Here is a 15,361-nt window from a genome sequence, read left to right as displayed (position 1 = left end):
CCGAATCCCTGCCAGTGCGCATCGACGTCATCAGCCTGTTTCCCGAGTTCATCGCGCAATGCGCGGCGTTCGGCGTGGTCGGGCGGGCGCAGGAGCGCGGATTGCTGGAACTGCAGGGCTGGAATCCGCGCGATCATGCGCAGGGCAACTACCGCCGGGTGGACGACCGTCCGTTCGGCGGCGGCCCGGGCATGGTGATGCTGATCGAGCCGTTGCGGGCCTGCCTGGAAGCGGCGCAAGCCGCTGACACGCGCCCGGCACCGGTGATCTACCTCAGCCCGCAGGGGCGGCCGCTCACCCAAGCGCTCGCCCGCGAGCTGGCGCGGCTGCCGCGCATGGTGCTGCTGTGCGGCCGCTACGAGGGCGTGGACGAGCGCTTCCTCGATCAGGCGGTGGACATGGAAATCTCCATCGGCGACTACGTGCTGTCCGGTGGCGAGCTGGGCGCGGCGGTGCTGGTGGACGTGGTGACGCGGTTGCAGGACGGCGTGTTGAACGACGCCGAATCCGCCGCGCAGGACAGTTTCGAAGGGCCACAGGGCCTGCTGGACTGCCCGCACTACAGCCATCCGGCGACCCATGCCTGGGGTGACGTTCCCGAGGTGCTGCGGTCGGGCAACCACGGCGCCATCGCGCGCTGGCGGCGGCAGCAGTCGCTGGGCCGGACTTGGCTGCGTCGCCCGGACCTGCTGGACGAGGCCGGATTGGACAAGCACGATCGTCGGTTGCTGGAAGAGTTTCGCCGCGAACTCGACCCAGGCGACGACAAGCCCGGCGACAAGAAATAAGGGCGCACCCCTAGCCCTTGAAGATTCGATTGGGGTACAATATGCGGCTTGCTGGCCAGCCTTGCGTCTGGCCCTCCTACGAACCTCGAGCAATCGCCGTGCGGCGACTGCCGGTCCAATATCACCAGACACGCGGTGCCCACCATGAGCAAACTCAACAAGACCATCCTGGCTGACTTCGAAGCCGCCCAGATCCAGCGCAAGCTGCCGGAATTCAACCAGGGCGACACCGTTGTGGTGAACGTCAAGGTGAAGGAAGGCAACCGCGAGCGCGTGCAGGCCTATGAGGGCGTGGTGATCGGTACCAAGAATGCCGGCCTGAACTCCGCTTTCACCGTGCGCAAGATCTCGCACGGTTTCGGCGTCGAGCGCGTGTTCCAGACCCACAGCGCCATCATCGACTCGGTCGAAGTGAAGCGCCGCGGTAAGGTCCGCGCCGGCAAGCTGTACTACCTGCGTGGCCTGGAAGGCAAGGCTGCCCGCATCAAGGAAGATCTGGCCGCCGCTGCGCAGGCCAAGGCCGCTCGCCAGGCTGCTGCCAAGGCCGAGTAAGCCATATCGCTGCCAGGTCCTCGTGCCTGCAGCTGTCAGACGGCCGCCCTCGGGGCGGCCGTTTGCGTTTGTGGCTCAGCGAACGTCGTACCAATTCGCACCGGGCGTGTCGATGCAGCGTTGTACTGGGAAGCTGCCCGGCACCGTGTAGCGGGGTGCGCCTGCGGTCGCAGGCATGATCAACGCGGCGGTTGCGGCGGCGCCTGTATCGGCGCCGTATCCGCCACCGGCGAGGCCGGATGAGCGGGCACTTCCGCCGCGGCGGCCAGCTCGGAAGGATTGGCCGGCGTCGCCAGCATGCGTGCCGTTCGCCAGCCGCCCCAGCGGTAATACGCCAGCGACAGCAGCATCGAGCAGGTGGAACTGATGGGGAAGCTCCACCACACCGCATCGGCGCCCAGGTGCGGCAACAGCGCATTGGCCAGCGGTACCCGCACGCCCCATAGCGAAAACGCCAGGATCAACAGCGGTGGGATCACCGCACCGGTGGCGCGTACCACGCCCGATACCACAAAGCTCACTCCGAACAGCAGGAACGACCAGATGGCGATGTGGTTGAGATGGCGCGCGATCTCCAGGGTGGCGCTGCCCTCGGGCAGGAACAACGCCAGGGTCCAGCGGTCGAACAGGATCAGCGGTGCGATCAGCAGGCCGGTCATCAGGAAGTTGGCGGCGATCCCGGTGCGGGCGGTGGCGTCCACGCGCGCCCACAGGCCGGCGCCCACGTTCTGCGCGGCCATCGACGAGCAGGCTGCGCCCACCGCCATCGCCGGCATCTGCACGTAATTCCACAGCTGCAGCGCCGCGCCATAGGCGGCAGCGGTGTCGGTGCCGAAGCCGTTGACCAACGACAGCATCGCGATCATCGCCAGCGAGATCATCACCATCTGCAGCCCCATCGGCACGCCCTTGACGATGAGCGCACGCAGGATGGCGGGGTCGATGCGGAACAGGTGCAGGTCGCGCCGCCCCAGCCACAGGATGTGGCGCTTCCGGCGCAGATACACCAACAGCCCGACCAGCGCCACCACCTGCGCGATCAGCGTGGCCCAGGCTGCACCGGCGATGCCCAGCGCCGGAAACGGCCCGATGCCGAACAGCAGCAGCGGGTTGAACACGATATCCAGCAGCACCGACAGCAGCAGGAAACGGAACGGCGTGCGCGCATCGCCGGTGCCGCGCAGGGCTGCGGACAGGAACGCGAACAGATACAGCGTGGGCATCGCCAGGAAGATCACCCGCAGATACGCTTCGGCCAGTTGTTGCGAAGCGGCCGGCGTGCCCATCGCGGTGAGCAGATGCGGTGCCAGGAACCAGCCGAGGATGGCGATCACGGCCGACAGCCCGCCGAAGAAACTCGCGCTGGTGCCCATCACCTTGCGCGCCTGGGCGATGTCGCGCGCGCCCATGGCCTGGCCGATCAGGATGGTGGATGCCATGCCGATACCGAACACCGAACCGATCAGGAAGAACATGATGCTGTTGGCGTTGGCTGCGGCGGTCAGCGCTTCCTCGCCAAGATAGCGGCCGATCCAGATCGCGTTGACCGAGCCGTTGAGCGACTGGGCGATATTGCCGGCCATGATCGGCAACGCGAACAACAGTAGGTTCTTGCCGATCGGGCCTTCGGTCAGGACAGCGGAGTTGGGCATCGCTTGGCATCGTCGCGCAGAAGTTGCGCACACTAGCATTGCTGGATGAGAGCCAATGCAGTCATCCGCTTGCGCTGCGTATCTTGTTTCGAGGCAGGTTCCATATTCGACAGTAGCGATGCAGCCTTCGGGGACGGTGCGCTGACTCTTTCGGTCGAGGCCGGGCCGTGTCCCTCATCCGGCGCTTCGCGCCACCTTCTCCCGCCTGCGGGAGAAGGGCGCGTTGGCGGGTGCTTGTTCGGTCGGCGATGGGCATGGGCGCGCGTTCCCTCATCCGGCGCTTCGCGCCACCTTCTCCCGCGGGCGGGAGAAGGGAGCGTTGGCGGGTGTTTGTTCGGTCGGCGATGGGCATGGGCGCGCGTTCCCTCATCCGGCGCTGCGCGCCACCTTCTCCCGCGGGCGGGAGAAGGGTGGGGCTGGCGGGTACTTGTTCGGTCGGCGATGGGCATGGGCGGGCGTTCCCTCATCCGGCGCTGCGCGCCACCTTCTCCCGCGGGCGGGAGAAGGGCGGGGCTGGCGGGTGTTTGTTCGATCGGCGATGGGCATGGGCAGGCGTTCCCTTATCCGGCGCTGCGCGCCACCTTTTCCCGCGGGCGGGAGAAGGGCGGGGCTGGCGGGTGCTTGTTCGGTCGGCGATGGGCATGGGCGGGCGTTCCCTCATCCGGCGCTTCGCGCTTTCTTCCCCCGCCTGCGGGGGAAGGTGCCCGCAGGGCGGATGGGGGCAGTGCCGACCATCGCGCTGGGTTCCCGACCACCACGACCGCATCGACGGCCCAGCTTGAGTTCCCGATGGCTGCCCAAACATCGGTTACCTGACAGAGCGAGACAACACGGCGCATGAATCCGGAGCTGGAACAGGGCACGACGGTCAGGCTGGATGTGTGGCTGTGGGCCGCACGCTTTTTCAAGACACGCAGCCTGGCCAAGAACGCGGTGGACACCGGCAAGGTGGACGTGGGCGGCCAGCGCCCCAAGCCCTCGCGCAGCCTGCGCCGCGGCGAGCGACTGCGCATCGACCGTGGTGGCGAAATCTTCGAGATCACGGTGGCCGGGCTTAGCGATGTCCGCAGGCCGGCGCCGGTGGCGCAGGCCTTGTACGTGGAGAGCGAGCCATCGCGTGAGGCGCGCGCGCAGTGGCGGTTGCAGCGCGCCGCCGAGCGCACCGGCTACCGGGCGCCGGAGAGCAAGCCCGACAAGCGCGCACGCCGGTTGATCAATGCCTTGGGCGATATCGACGCCTTGTAGTCCTGGCGGCCGAATCGAACGCAAACAAGACGCCCCGGTGGCCCGGGGCGTGTGTATCGCAGCAGCCGTGCGGCCCGGATCGACGAACGATCCAGCGACTTAGAGCGGCTAACAAAACGTAGCGAGCGGTCGTCAGGTGGGTGCGGACGGCGCGGAGGAACCGCAGTGTACGAGTGGTACATGCCGATTCCGAGCACCGACCGCGCCCGCCTGGCGGCCGCGCAGTCGTTTTGCTAGCTGCTCTTAGGCCAGATCGAAACGGTCCAGCTGCATCACCTTGGTCCAGGCGGCGACGAAGTCCTGCACGAACTTCTCCTGCGCATCGGCGCTGGCATAGACCTCGGCGACTGCGCGCAGGATGGAGTTGGAGCCGAACACCAGGTCCACCCGCGTGCCGGTCCAGCGCTGCTCGCCGGTGCTGCGGTCGCGGCCTGCGTACAGCTCCTTGGTGTCGGAGGTAGCCGTCCACTCGGTCCGCATGTCGAGCAGGTTGGCGAAGAAGTCGTTGCTCAGCACGCCGGGACGGCTGGTGAACACGCCATGGGTGGAGCCATCGGCGTTCGCCCCCAGCACGCGAAGGCCACCGACCAGCACGGTTAGCTCCGGCGCGGTCAGGGTCAGCAGCTGTGCCTTGTCGATGAGCAGCGCTTCGGCCGGCACCGCGTAGCGGCGCTTGGCGAAGTTGCGGAAGCCATCGGCCACCGGTTCCAGCACCGCGAACGATTCGACATCGGTCTGTTCCTGCGAGGCGTCGGTGCGGCCAGGGGCGAACGGCACGGTCACCTGCTGGCCCGCTGCCTGCGCAGCCTGCTCCACCGCCGCGTTACCGGCCAGCACGATCAGGTCGGCCAGCGAAATCTTCTTTCCATCCGACTGCGCGGTATTGAAGTCGGCCTGGATGCGCTCAAGCGTGGCCAGCACGGTGGCCAGCTGCTCGGGCTGGTTGGCCTGCCAGTCCTTCTGCGGCGCCAGGCGGATGCGCGCGCCGTTGGCACCGCCGCGCCTGTCCGAGCCGCGAAAGGTGGACGCCGAGGCCCAGGCGGTCGAGACAAGCTGCGCCACGCTCAGGCCCGAGGCCAGGATGGTCTGCTTGAGGGCCGCAGCGTCCTGTGCATCGACCAATGGGTGGTCGACGGCCGGCACCGGGTCCTGCCACAGCAGCTCCTCCGACGGCACGTCCGGGCCCAGATAGCGCGAGCGCGGGCCCATGTCGCGGTGGGTGAGCTTGAACCAGGCGCGCGCGAAGGCATCGGCGAACTGCTCCGGGTGCTGATGGAAGCGGCGCGAGATCGCCTCGTACGCCGGGTCGAAGCGCAGCGCCAGGTCGGTGGTCAGCATGGTGGGGCGATGCTTCCTGGAGGCATCGTGCGCATCGGGAATGATGGCGTCGGCGTTCTTGGCCACCCACTGGTGCGCTCCGGCCGGGCTCTTGCTCAGTTCCCAGTCGAAGGTGAACAGGTGGTCGAAGAAGTCGTTGCTCCACTGCGCCGGCGTGGTGGTCCAGGTCACTTCCAGGCCGCTGGTGATGGTGTCGGCGCCCTTGCCGCTGCCGTAGCGGTTGTGCCAGCCCAGGCCCTGGCTTTCCAGCTCGCCGGCTTCGGGCTCGGCGCCGACGTTATCGGCCGGGCCGGCGCCGTGGGTCTTGCCGAAGGTGTGGCCACCGGCGATCAGCGCCACGGTCTCTTCGTCGTTCATCGCCATGCGCGCGAAGGTGTCGCGGATGTCGCGCGCGGCGGCCACCGGGTCCGGCTTGCCGTCCGGGCCTTCCGGGTTGACGTAGATCAGGCCCATCTGCACGGCGGCCAGCGGGTTCTCCAGATCGCGGGTGTGCGGTACTTCGCTGTCGTCGTCCTTCACCAGCACGCCGTGCGCTTCGTCCACGCCGGGCGAGCCGCGCGAATAGCGGTCGTCGCCGCCCAGCCACTTGGTCTCCCGGCCCCAGTACAGATCCTGATCCGGTTCCCAGGTGTCTTCGCGGCCGCCGGCGAAGCCGAAGGTCTTGAAGCCCATCGATTCCAGCGCGACGTTGCCGGTGAGGATCATCAGGTCGGCCCAGGAGATGGCCTGGCCATACTTCTGCTTGATCGGCCACAGCAGCCGGCGCGCCTTGTCCAGGCTGACGTTGTCCGGCCAGCTGTTGAGCGGCGCGAAACGCTGCTGCCCACGGCCGCCGCCGCCGCGCCCGTCGCCGATACGGTAGGTGCCGGCACTATGCCAGGCCATGCGCACAAACAGAGGGCCGTAATGGCCGAAGTCGGCCGGCCACCAGTCCTGCGAATCGGTCATCAGCGCGCGCAGGTCCTGCTTGAGCGCCTGCAGGTCGATGCGCTTGAACGCCTCGGCGTAGTTGAAGGTCTCGCCCAGCGGATTGGACTTGCTCGAATGCTGGCTCAGCAGATCCACGCGCAGCTGGTTCGGCCACCAGTCGCGGTTGGTGGTTCCGGTCCCGACGACGGCGTGGTTGAACGGGCACTTTGCTTCGGTTGTCATGGCGGTTACCTGTGTGCGTGGGCACTTGGGGAGCGGCGTGCCGAACGGCCGGCACGTGCTGGGGGATCGAAGTGGCGGGCAAGGCTCAGTGCATGGTTATCGATGAAACAGCGAGCGCGGGGAGCTCCACGGGTCCTGCCGATGCTAGCGGGTGGCTGCAGCCGCCGGAACAGTGGGGAGATCGAAATGGGCTGAGAGGCTGCATCGAGCGGACACATTTTCTGGAAGCGTTGAGACACCATAAAGAGCGCTGATCGCTTATTGAATTCGAATGATTCAAACGTATCGATAGCGCGTTGCTATGGATAGCACGCCGGTGCCGGAGCGGCAGAGCGCTCAACGTTTGCCGAACAGACGTCCGCCCAGCTGCATGACATCGCCCAGACCCAACTGCCCGTCGCCGTCCTGATCCAGCACGCGGCTCAGCAGGCCGCCCGCGCCGCCGCTGTTGACGTGCTGCTGTTCCTGCGCCAGCGCGGGCCCCAGCTGGCTGCCGGCCGCCGCACCGCCGCCGACGAAGCGCTTGGCCAGGTACGCCATCACGATGGGGGCGAGCAGTTGCAGCAATTGACTGGCTTTGCCGGATTCCAGGCCGGCGGCCGCCTGCGCTGCCTTGGCTCCGAATACATGGCCAACGATGCCGGCGCCGTTGGCCTGCGCGCCGCTGGCGGTGCCGCCCAGCAGCGAGCCGACCAGGCTGCCGATGTCGGGGCTGCCGGCATGGTCGCGCTGCAGTGCACCCAGCAAGGCATCGCTGCCACCGGCCTGCTGGCTGTTGCGGCCCAGGGCGCCCATCAACAGCGGCAGCGCGGTCTGCACCGCCGATTGCGCCTGGTCGGGCGCGATGCCCAGGCGCCCAGCCAGGTGTTGCAGGTGCGGGCCCTGTAGCTGCGCGAGCAGTTGCGCGGTGAGCGAGTCGGACGGGGTCATCGGCATCGTTTCCTGTGAGCGAGCGTTACGGCAGGGTGCTCCCGTCCGGCATCCAGGGCAATTGGCGGAGAGTTGCCTGGTGTCGCTTGGCAACGCCGCTGCCCGGGTCGATCGCATCGTGGTGCCGCGTCGGGGCACGGGCCCTGGGGTGGAGCGGCGCGCTTGGCCGCAGGCTGGGCTGCGCCGGCCGCGTGCCAGGAGTGCCTGGTGGTGGATACGTCCTGCCCGAGTGCGAAGCGGCACGATGCCGTGGCTACGTGCCGGAGCTGCCTTTCCACGTTCCCGACGGCGCGAGGCTGCCAGGATCGCTGTGCGGTCCTGGCACCGCTGTCAGAGCAGCGCCTTCAGCCGATACAGCGCTTCCAGCGCCTGCTTGGGCGTGAGCTCGTCCGGGTCCAGCGCCTGCAGCGCTTCCTGGGCCGCGGAGGACGGCGCGGTGAACAGCCCGAACTGCTGCGGTGCATCCAGTGCCGCCGGTGCCATCTGCGCGCTATGGCTTTCGCCACCGCGCTGCTCCAGCTCGGCCAGCCGACGTCGCGCCTGGGTCACCGCCGCCTTGGGCAGGCCGGCCAGCGCGGCGACCTGCAGACCGAAGCTGCGATTGGCCGGGCCATCCTTGACCGCATGCATGAACACCAGCCGCTCGCCGTGTTCCACCGCATCCAGGTGCACGTTGGCGATGCCGCTGGCGCCGCCGGCGTGGGATTCGTCGGCCAGCGCAGTGAGCTCGAAATAATGCGTGGCGAACAAGGTGTAGCAGCGATTGCTGTGCGCCAGGTGGCGCGCGACCGCGTCTGCCAGTGCCAGCCCGTCGTAGGTGGAGGTGCCGCGGCCGATCTCGTCCATCAGCACCAGCGACTGCGGAGTGGCGTGGTGCAGGATGTAGCTGGTCTCGGCCATTTCCACCATGAAGGTGGATTGCCCGCGCGCCAGGTCGTCGCCGGCACCGATGCGGGTGAGGATGCGGTCGATCGGCCCGATGACCGCGCGGCTGGCCGGCACGAAGCTGCCGATATGCGCCAGCAGCACGATCAACGCGTTCTGCCGCATATAGGTCGATTTACCGCCCATGTTCGGGCCGGTGATCACCAGCATGCGGCGCTCGCTGTGCAACTCCAGATCGTTGGGTTCGAAGGGTTGCTCGCGCACCGCTTCCACCACCGGGTGGCGGCCGCGTTCGATGCGCAGGCAGGGCGCGTCGTCCAGTTCCGGCTGCGACCAGTCCAGTGCCTGTGCGCGCTCGGCGAAGGCGGCCAGCACATCCAGTTCGCTCAGGGCGCCTGCGCAGCGCTTGAGGCCTTCCAGTTCGCTGCCCAGCGCATCGAGCAGGCCTTCGTAAAGCAGTTTTTCGCGCGACAGCGAGCGCTCGCGCGCCGACAGCACCTTGTCTTCGAAACTCTTCAACTCTTCGGTGATGTAGCGCTCGGCATTGGTCAGGGTCTGGCGGCGGCTGTAATGCAGCGGCGCCTTGTCGGCCTGGCCCTTGCTGATCTCGATGTAATAGCCGTGCACGCGGTTGTAGCCGACCTTGAGCGTGGCGATGCCGCTGCTGGCGCGCTCGCGTTGCTCCAGGTCGATCAGGAACTGGTCGGCGTTGGTGGACAGCCGGCGCAGTTCGTCCAGCTCGGCGTCGTAACCGGGTGCGATGACGCCGCCATCGCTGAGCTTGAGCGGTGGCTGTTCGGCCACTGCGCTGACCAGCAGATGCGCAGTGGCATCGTGCTCGCCGAGTTCGACGAACAGGGCCTGCAGGCGCGGCGAATCCAGCGGCGCCAGGAGGGCGCGCACCTTCGGCAGCAATGCCAGGCCATCGCGCAGGGTGGAGAAATCGCGCGGTCGCGCCGAGCGCAGCGCCACGCGGGTGAGGATGCGTTCCAGATCGCCGAGCGCGCGGAAGGCCTCGCGCACATCCGCATCGGCGCCGGAATCGATCAGGCTTGCCACTGCGTGATGGCGCTGCACCAGCACATCGCGCAGGCGCAGCGGGCGATGCAGCCAACGCCGTAGCAGGCGCCCACCCATCGGCGTGACCGTGCTGTCCAGCACCCCGAGCAAGGTATTGCGGGTGTCGCCATCCACACGCGTGTCCAGCTCCAGATGCCGACGCGTGGCGGCATTCATCGCGATCGCTTCGCCGGCCACTTCCATCGCGATCGAGGTCAGGTGCGGCAGGCGTTGTTTCTGGGTTTCTTCCACGTAGCCGAGCAGCGCGCCGGCAGCGGCGGTGGCGCAGGGCTTGTCGTCGATGCCGAAGCCGGACAGATCGTGCAGTTTGAAGAACGCCAGCAGCTGACGCCGGCCGCTGTCGGCATCGAACAACCACGGCGGCCGGCGCCGCGCGCCGGTGCGGCTGCGCAGGAACTCCGGCCAGTTGTCTTCGTCCGGTACCAGCAGCTCGGCCGGCTCCAGGCGGGCGATTTCCGCCTCCAGCGCATCGACGCTGTCCACTTCGTTGACCAGGAAGCGGCCACCGGCCAGATCCGCCCAGGCCAGGCCATAGCCCTGCTTGCTGCGCGCGATCGCCATCAGCAGGGTGTCGCGGCGTTCGTCCAGCAGCGCCTCGTCGGTGACCGTGCCGGGGGTGACGATGCGCACCACCTTGCGCTCGACCAGTCCCTTGGCCAGCGCCGGATCGCCGATCTGCTCGCAGATCGCCACCGATTCGCCCAAGGCCACCAGCCGCGCCAGATAGCCTTCATACGCGTGCACCGGCACGCCGGCCATCGGGATCGGTGCACCGCCGGAGCTGCCGCGCTGGGTCAGGGTGATATCCAGCAGGCGCGCGGCCTTGCGCGCATCGTCGTAGAACAGCTCGTAGAAATCGCCCATGCGGAAGAACAGCAGCAGGTCGGGGTAGTCCGACTTGGCGGCGAAGAACTGCTTCATCAGCGGGGTGTGCTCTACAGCCCCACCGGTGTTCCTGGTTTTTTCTTTTGTGTCGGTGTTTTGCAAGAAATCTTCTTCCGGGATGTGGCGGTCGATCAGGGTCGGGTGCGGCGAGGTGGCGCGATGTTCGGCGCGAGCCTGTCGCGACGACCCTCTGAACAGGGGTGAGGTCGATGCTGCGACGACACGTACGGGGCCGGGATGGCACAGGTGTCTGCAACGGGATCGGCCGCTGCCCCGGGTCGGCGCGCACGCAAGTTTAAGCGCACTCACCGGCGAATCCGTGCGCTGCCGTCGTGCCGTTGCCCGTTGGCCCCGACGGCATGCACATCGGCAAGGCCATTTCGACACCGTATCGGCGCCTGCCCGCCGCCCATCGACGGTAGCCAGGCCCTGCACGGCATGTCAAAATTGAGAATCACTCTCATCTTTGGGTCAGCCATGTCGTTCGAAGCCGCCCTCGCTTCCAGGGGTTTCTCATGGCCGTCGACCACTCCGAGCTCGCCTTGCTCTACCGCAATCATCAGCCGTGGTTGCAGCGCTGGGTTGGCGGCCGGGTCGGATGCAAAGAGGTTGCGCAAGACCTGACCCAGGACGCCTTCGCCCGCCTGGTCGGCCGGCGAGACCTCGGAGGACTCAACGAGCCGCGTGCCTTCCTGACCACCGTGGCCAAGGGACTCATGGCCAACTGGTATCGCCGGTAGTCGCTGGAGCGGGCCTACCTGGACAGCCTGGCCGCGCTCCCCGATGCCAGCGTGCCCTCCGAAGAGGAGCGCGCGCTGGTCTGCGAGGCGCTGTGCCTGATCGACGCGATGCTCGCTGGATTGCCGGTGCCGGTGCGCCAGGTCTTCCTGCTGGCACAGTGCGAGGGGCTCGGTTATGCGGAGATCGGCCACGCGCTCGAGCTGTCGCTGAGTACCGTCAAGCGCCACATGAAGCGCGCCTGGCTTGCGTGCCTGACCCATGCGCCCTGATCCCGCCGGGCGCACCGTTCCGCTCGATCCCCGCGTGCTCGAACAGGCCGCCGACTGGGCCATGCGCCTGAGCGAGCATGGCGGAGCGGAGGACCGGGCAGCGTGCGAGCGCTGGCAGCGACAGCACCCCGATCATGCCCGGGCCTGGCAACGGGTCGAGGAACTTCTGGGGACGCTGAAGACGATCCCCCCGCGTGTGGCCCGTCCTGTCCTGGAACGTCCGCGTTATCCGGGGCGGCGCTTGGCCCTGAAGCACCTCGGTGCCTGCGCAATCGCCGCGCCCAGCGGGTGGCTTGCCTGGCAGCTGTGGGAGCGATCGAACGGGAATCTCCATCTGCGGACAGGCACGGGGGAGCGCCTGCACCGGCAGCTCGCCGATGGAACCCAGGTCGACCTCGATACCCAGACCGCGCTGGAGGTCGCGTACGGGACAACCCACCGGTTGCTGCGTCTGCAGCGCGGTCAGGTGCTGATCGCCACCGCGCCTGACAGCCTGCCTGCATCGCGGCCGTTCCAGGTCGCCACTGCGCATGGATGCATGCAGGCGCTGGGCACGCGCTTCACGGTCCGTGTCGAAGACCACCGCACGCATCTGGCCGTCTTCGACGGCGCGGTGCGCGTCGAGCTGGGAGGGCGGGTGCCTTCGTTCCACCGGGTCGATGCGGGAGCTGCGGTGTGGTTCGACCGCAATCGCTGTGACCGTGCCCCCGCACCAACGGAGCGGTTGGCCGGATGGACACGCGGCGTGCTGGCGATCGATGCCCAGCCACTCGGGGAGGTGATCCAGGAGCTTGGCCGGTATCGCCGTGGCGTGCTGCGCTGCGACCCGCGTGTGGCAGCGCTGCGGGTCTCGGGTGTCTTCCCGCTGGCGCGGACCGACCAGGCGCTCGACATGATCGCCCAGGCCCACGGCCTGGCCATCGAGCGTCGCGCCCACGGCTGGTGGACGACGGTCGTCCCGCCCTGAGCCCATCGGGGTGACACTTTTTCCGGTTTCGCGGGGCAAGTGGAAGAACCCCCACCGTTGAGCGTCTTCATGCGTCGTCTTTGCCGCCCTGTGCGCATCCGTCTACTGGCCCTGGCCCTGGCGGCCACCTCAAGTCCAGCCTTCGCCCAGGCAACGCCGGCACGATTGCCCGCCGGTCCGCTGGGAGCGACGCTCACCGCGTTTGCCGCGGAACGAGGGATCGCCTTGGCCTTCGATCCTGCCTTGACCGATGGACTCTCCGCGCCCGCGCTACAGGGCCGCGTGACCGATCGCGAAGGCCTGGAGCACCTGCTGGCGGGCTCGGGGCTGCGTCTGCTTGCGCGCTCCAATGGAAGCTACACGCTGCTGCGGGCGCCTGCCGCAGGCAGCGGTGTCGTTCCGCTGGCGCCTCTGCGCATCGGAGCGCAGCGCACCTTCCCCTACTCGGAAGGAATGGCGCTGGACCAGGCCTATCTCGATGCGGCCCCGCGCGGCGAGAGCGATCTGGCCACGCTGTTGCGGATCAATCCCTCGGTGCAGTTCAGCGATACCGCCAGGAGTTCGCGCAATGCCGGCGAGATTCGTCCGGCAGATTTCAGCATCAATGGTGCGCCGTTCTACCAGAACCTGTTCCTGATCGATGGGATCAGTTTCAACAACGACATCGATCCGGTCTTCAACAACCCTGACCACTATGCCGATGTGCCCAGCCAGTCGCAGGGCATCGCGGTCGACACCGATCTGCTCGAAGGCGTGACAGTCTACGACAGCAATGTACCCGCCGCCTACGGCAATTTCACCGGCGGGGTAGTGGATGCCCAGACCCGCAGGGCAGGCGAGCAGCTGCATGGCAAGGTGTGGTTCCGCATGGCGCGCTCGGTGTGGAACGACATCATCGTCCCCGAGGGACAGGAACAGGACTTCGAGCAGTCGGCGAGCAGCGACTTCCAGCCGGAGTTCGACAAGTTCAAGCTGGGGGTACGGCTGGAAGGACGAACCGCGGGCGGCATCGGGCTGATTGGTACCGTGACGCAGACACGTTCGGACATCCCCCTCCGTGGCTATGCCGCAGGAGAGGAGAGCGCCAGCGATGCTAATCGCAAAACCCAAACCCGACAGAACACTGCAGCAAGCCTGTCGGCCGACTGGACAAGCGGTCGCGGCATCGAACTCGGCGCCAGCCTCACCTATGCGCCGACCGATGACCGTTACTTCATCCAGAGTGCCAGGCACTCCTGGTTCGATCTGAAATCCGGTGGCCCGGTGCTCGCGTTGCGGGCCAATCTCGAACGCGGGGCCTGGACGATGCGCAATACGCTGAGCTACAGCGATCTGGAAAGCTCGCGCAGAAGCAAGGTCGATTACTGGAAATCCTGGGCCAGGTCGCGGGAATTCGATTGGGGAGTGAACAACAGCAGTCGAGAGGGCAGCTGGGGCAATATCGACCAGCATGACCGCAAGGTGGGCTACCAGGCGCAGTTCGACCGCGAGCCGCTGGCCTGGGGCGCCAGCGAGCACACGCTGCAGCTGGGCATGTCGTTGCAGCACCGGGAGGCGAATTACGAGCGCCTCAACGACCATTACAGCTATCTGCAGCCGTACGCCACTACCAGCTGCACCAGCAGCAACGGCACGGTGGATACGGAAAGCTGTTCGCTGTCGCCGGTGCTGACCTCCGTATCCGGGACCGTCGTCGCCGGGCGCGGGCAATACTTCCGGCGGCAGACGACCTACCAGGCAGGGGAGTTCAAGGTCAGTGGCCAGGCCTATGGAGCGTGGTTGCAGGACGACGCGCGCCTGGGTCCGGTGAGCATACGCAGCGGGATACGTCTGGATCAGGACAGCATCTGGGACAGGACGACGTTCTCCCCACGCCTGGCCGCTTCGTGGGATGTGTTCGACAACAAGCGCACCCTGCTGACCGCTGGGCTCAACCGCTACTACGGGCGCAATTTCTTTACGTATCTGTTGCGGGAGGGCCGCGAACGCCTGACCCTGGTCAAGACCCGCACCAGTGCACGCACCGCATGGGAAAGCCTGCAGGGCACGTCCGCCGCTTCGACCAACCGTCTGAGCGATGTCGACATTCCCTATACCAACGAATGGACGGTGGGGCTGGACCAGCGTTGGCGTGGACTGGACCTGAGCCTGAAGTACGTCAATCGCGACAACCGCGACGAGGTGCTGCGGCAATCGGTGCGAAGCGACGACGCATCCGGTGCATTCACCAGCAATGTCTACGAATACGTGAACAACGGACGTAGCCGAAGCGACGTCTACACCCTGAGCGTAACCCCCGAAAACAGCGTGAACTGGGGACCGAGTCGGACTCAGCTGCAGTTCGCCTTCGACTACACCGATATTCGACGTAACTACAGTACCTACCAGACCAGCTGGAGCGAGCAGAGCGATCAGCTGGTGCTGTACAAGGGAAGCCGCGTCTGGCTCTACGACCTTCCGGCCACCGACTTCGCGCGGAAATGGACCGCCCGCCTGTCAACGCAATCGCACCTGGACCTCGGGCCCGGCGCACTGGTCTGGAGCAATTTCCTGCGCTACCGCGATGGGTTTCGCGACATCGTGCAGCAAGGAAGCGAGGACGTCGGTGGCGAGGTCTATCCGGTTTATCGCGACGTGCGCTACCCGCGCGCCTTCACCGTGGACACGAGCCTGGAATACAGCCTGCGCCTGCCTGCCCAACAGCACCTGTATGTGCGCGTGGAAGCCATGAACGTGCTCAATCGCATCAACAAGATCGCTGGAACGACGTCGTCGTCGTCCTACTTCGAGCAGGGGCGCAGCTACTGGCTCGAAGCGGGCTATCGGTTTTGATGGCGAGGAATTGACCGATGCGTTGGGGCCTTTGAGGTGGCAGGC

Annotated in this window: 11 protein-coding genes and 1 other RNA gene; 7 read left to right on the top strand and 5 right to left on the bottom strand. The window is 67.0% G+C overall.

Annotated elements, in window-relative coordinates; genetic code table 11:
- Nucleotides 1-14 precede the first annotated feature (14 nt).
- Together trmD and rplS are read left to right on the top strand one after the other, a co-directional pair.
- Nucleotides 15-788 carry a tRNA (guanosine(37)-N1)-methyltransferase TrmD gene (gene trmD / locus ACCQ05_RS15110; RefSeq protein WP_228961720.1) on the top strand — a complete coding sequence of 258 codons (774 nt, stop codon included), beginning with the start codon at nt 15-17 and terminating at the stop codon, nt 786-788.
- A 144-nt stretch (nt 789-932) separates the two neighbouring features.
- Nucleotides 933-1,340 (top strand): 50S ribosomal protein L19, encoded by a 408-nt coding sequence (gene rplS / locus ACCQ05_RS15105; RefSeq protein WP_005989873.1) that lies wholly within the window; start codon nt 933-935, stop codon nt 1,338-1,340.
- A 179-nt stretch (nt 1,341-1,519) separates the two neighbouring features.
- On the opposite strand, the gene ACCQ05_RS15100 is transcribed toward rplS, so the two are convergent.
- The gene (locus ACCQ05_RS15100; protein WP_372391245.1) at nt 1,520-2,992 is read right to left on the bottom strand and encodes an MATE family efflux transporter; all 1,473 of its coding nucleotides are present in this window, start codon (nt 2,990-2,992) and stop codon (nt 1,520-1,522) included.
- Between the two features lie 837 nt (nt 2,993-3,829).
- Between ACCQ05_RS15100 and ACCQ05_RS15095 the strand changes: the two genes are divergently transcribed.
- On the top strand, nt 3,830-4,237 hold the full coding sequence (locus tag ACCQ05_RS15095; RefSeq protein ID WP_372391243.1) for an RNA-binding S4 domain-containing protein: 408 nt from the start codon (nt 3,830-3,832) through the stop codon (nt 4,235-4,237).
- A gap of 106 nt (nt 4,238-4,343) precedes the next feature.
- Here ACCQ05_RS15095 and ACCQ05_RS15090 read toward each other — a convergent pair.
- The 4 genes from ACCQ05_RS15090 to mutS all read right to left on the bottom strand — a co-directional run bounded on the left by ACCQ05_RS15090 (nt 4,344) and on the right by mutS (nt 10,543).
- A non-coding RNA gene (locus ACCQ05_RS15090) (sX9 sRNA) lies at nt 4,344-4,419 on the bottom strand.
- A 61-nt stretch (nt 4,420-4,480) separates the two neighbouring features.
- The gene (gene katG, locus ACCQ05_RS15085; protein ID WP_372391241.1) at nt 4,481-6,727 is read right to left on the bottom strand and encodes a catalase/peroxidase HPI; all 2,247 of its coding nucleotides are present in this window, start codon (nt 6,725-6,727) and stop codon (nt 4,481-4,483) included.
- A gap of 336 nt (nt 6,728-7,063) precedes the next feature.
- Complete coding sequence (locus tag ACCQ05_RS15080) at nt 7,064-7,657, bottom strand: DUF937 domain-containing protein (RefSeq protein ID WP_228962890.1); 594 nt, start codon at nt 7,655-7,657, stop codon at nt 7,064-7,066.
- A 330-nt stretch (nt 7,658-7,987) separates the two neighbouring features.
- Complete coding sequence (mutS, locus tag ACCQ05_RS15075) at nt 7,988-10,543, bottom strand: DNA mismatch repair protein MutS (protein ID WP_372391239.1); 2,556 nt, start codon at nt 10,541-10,543, stop codon at nt 7,988-7,990.
- 479 nt (nt 10,544-11,022) lie between these two features.
- Between mutS and ACCQ05_RS15070 the strand changes: the two genes are divergently transcribed.
- From ACCQ05_RS15070 to ACCQ05_RS15055, 4 genes are all read left to right on the top strand, one after another.
- Nucleotides 11,023-11,247: a sigma factor gene (locus ACCQ05_RS15070; protein ID WP_372391237.1), complete on the top strand. Its 225-nt coding sequence runs from the start codon at nt 11,023-11,025 to the stop codon at nt 11,245-11,247.
- Nucleotides 11,248-11,298: 51 nt separating this feature from the next.
- On the top strand, nt 11,299-11,517 hold the full coding sequence (locus tag ACCQ05_RS15065; protein WP_372391235.1) for a sigma factor-like helix-turn-helix DNA-binding protein: 219 nt from the start codon (nt 11,299-11,301) through the stop codon (nt 11,515-11,517).
- Nucleotides 11,507-12,484 carry a FecR domain-containing protein gene (locus ACCQ05_RS15060; RefSeq protein ID WP_372391233.1) on the top strand — a complete coding sequence of 326 codons (978 nt, stop codon included), beginning with the start codon at nt 11,507-11,509 and terminating at the stop codon, nt 12,482-12,484. The genes ACCQ05_RS15065 and ACCQ05_RS15060 overlap by 11 nt, the downstream gene beginning before the upstream one ends.
- 69 nt (nt 12,485-12,553) lie before the next feature.
- Complete coding sequence (locus ACCQ05_RS15055; RefSeq protein ID WP_372391231.1) at nt 12,554-15,316, top strand: TonB-dependent receptor; 2,763 nt, start codon at nt 12,554-12,556, stop codon at nt 15,314-15,316.
- Nucleotides 15,317-15,361: the final 45 nt, after the last annotated feature.

Origin of the sequence: Xanthomonas sp. NCPPB 3582, assembly GCF_041475735.2 — a bacterium.
Lineage (GTDB): Bacteria > Pseudomonadota > Gammaproteobacteria > Xanthomonadales > Xanthomonadaceae > Xanthomonas > Xanthomonas codiaei.
Note: the sequence above shows the minus strand (reverse complement) of the source record. Positions and strands in the feature narration are given on the sequence as shown.

Coding starts and splice junctions, on each gene's coding strand:
- katG (WP_372391241.1), bottom strand. CDS start 6,727: ATGACAACCGAAGCAAAGTGCCCGTTCAACCACGCCGTCGTCGGGACC.
- ACCQ05_RS15080 (WP_228962890.1), bottom strand. CDS start 7,657: ATGACCCCGTCCGACTCGCTCACCGCGCAACTGCTCGCGCAGCTACAG.
- rplS (WP_005989873.1), top strand. CDS start 933: ATGAGCAAACTCAACAAGACCATCCTGGCTGACTTCGAAGCCGCCCAG.
- ACCQ05_RS15095 (WP_372391243.1), top strand. CDS start 3,830: ATGAATCCGGAGCTGGAACAGGGCACGACGGTCAGGCTGGATGTGTGG.
- mutS (WP_372391239.1), bottom strand. CDS start 10,543: ATGAAGCAGTTCTTCGCCGCCAAGTCGGACTACCCCGACCTGCTGCTG.
- ACCQ05_RS15100 (WP_372391245.1), bottom strand. CDS start 2,992: ATGCCCAACTCCGCTGTCCTGACCGAAGGCCCGATCGGCAAGAACCTA.
- ACCQ05_RS15070 (WP_372391237.1), top strand. CDS start 11,023: ATGGCCGTCGACCACTCCGAGCTCGCCTTGCTCTACCGCAATCATCAG.
- ACCQ05_RS15055 (WP_372391231.1), top strand. CDS start 12,554: ATGCGTCGTCTTTGCCGCCCTGTGCGCATCCGTCTACTGGCCCTGGCC.
- ACCQ05_RS15060 (WP_372391233.1), top strand. CDS start 11,507: ATGCGCCCTGATCCCGCCGGGCGCACCGTTCCGCTCGATCCCCGCGTG.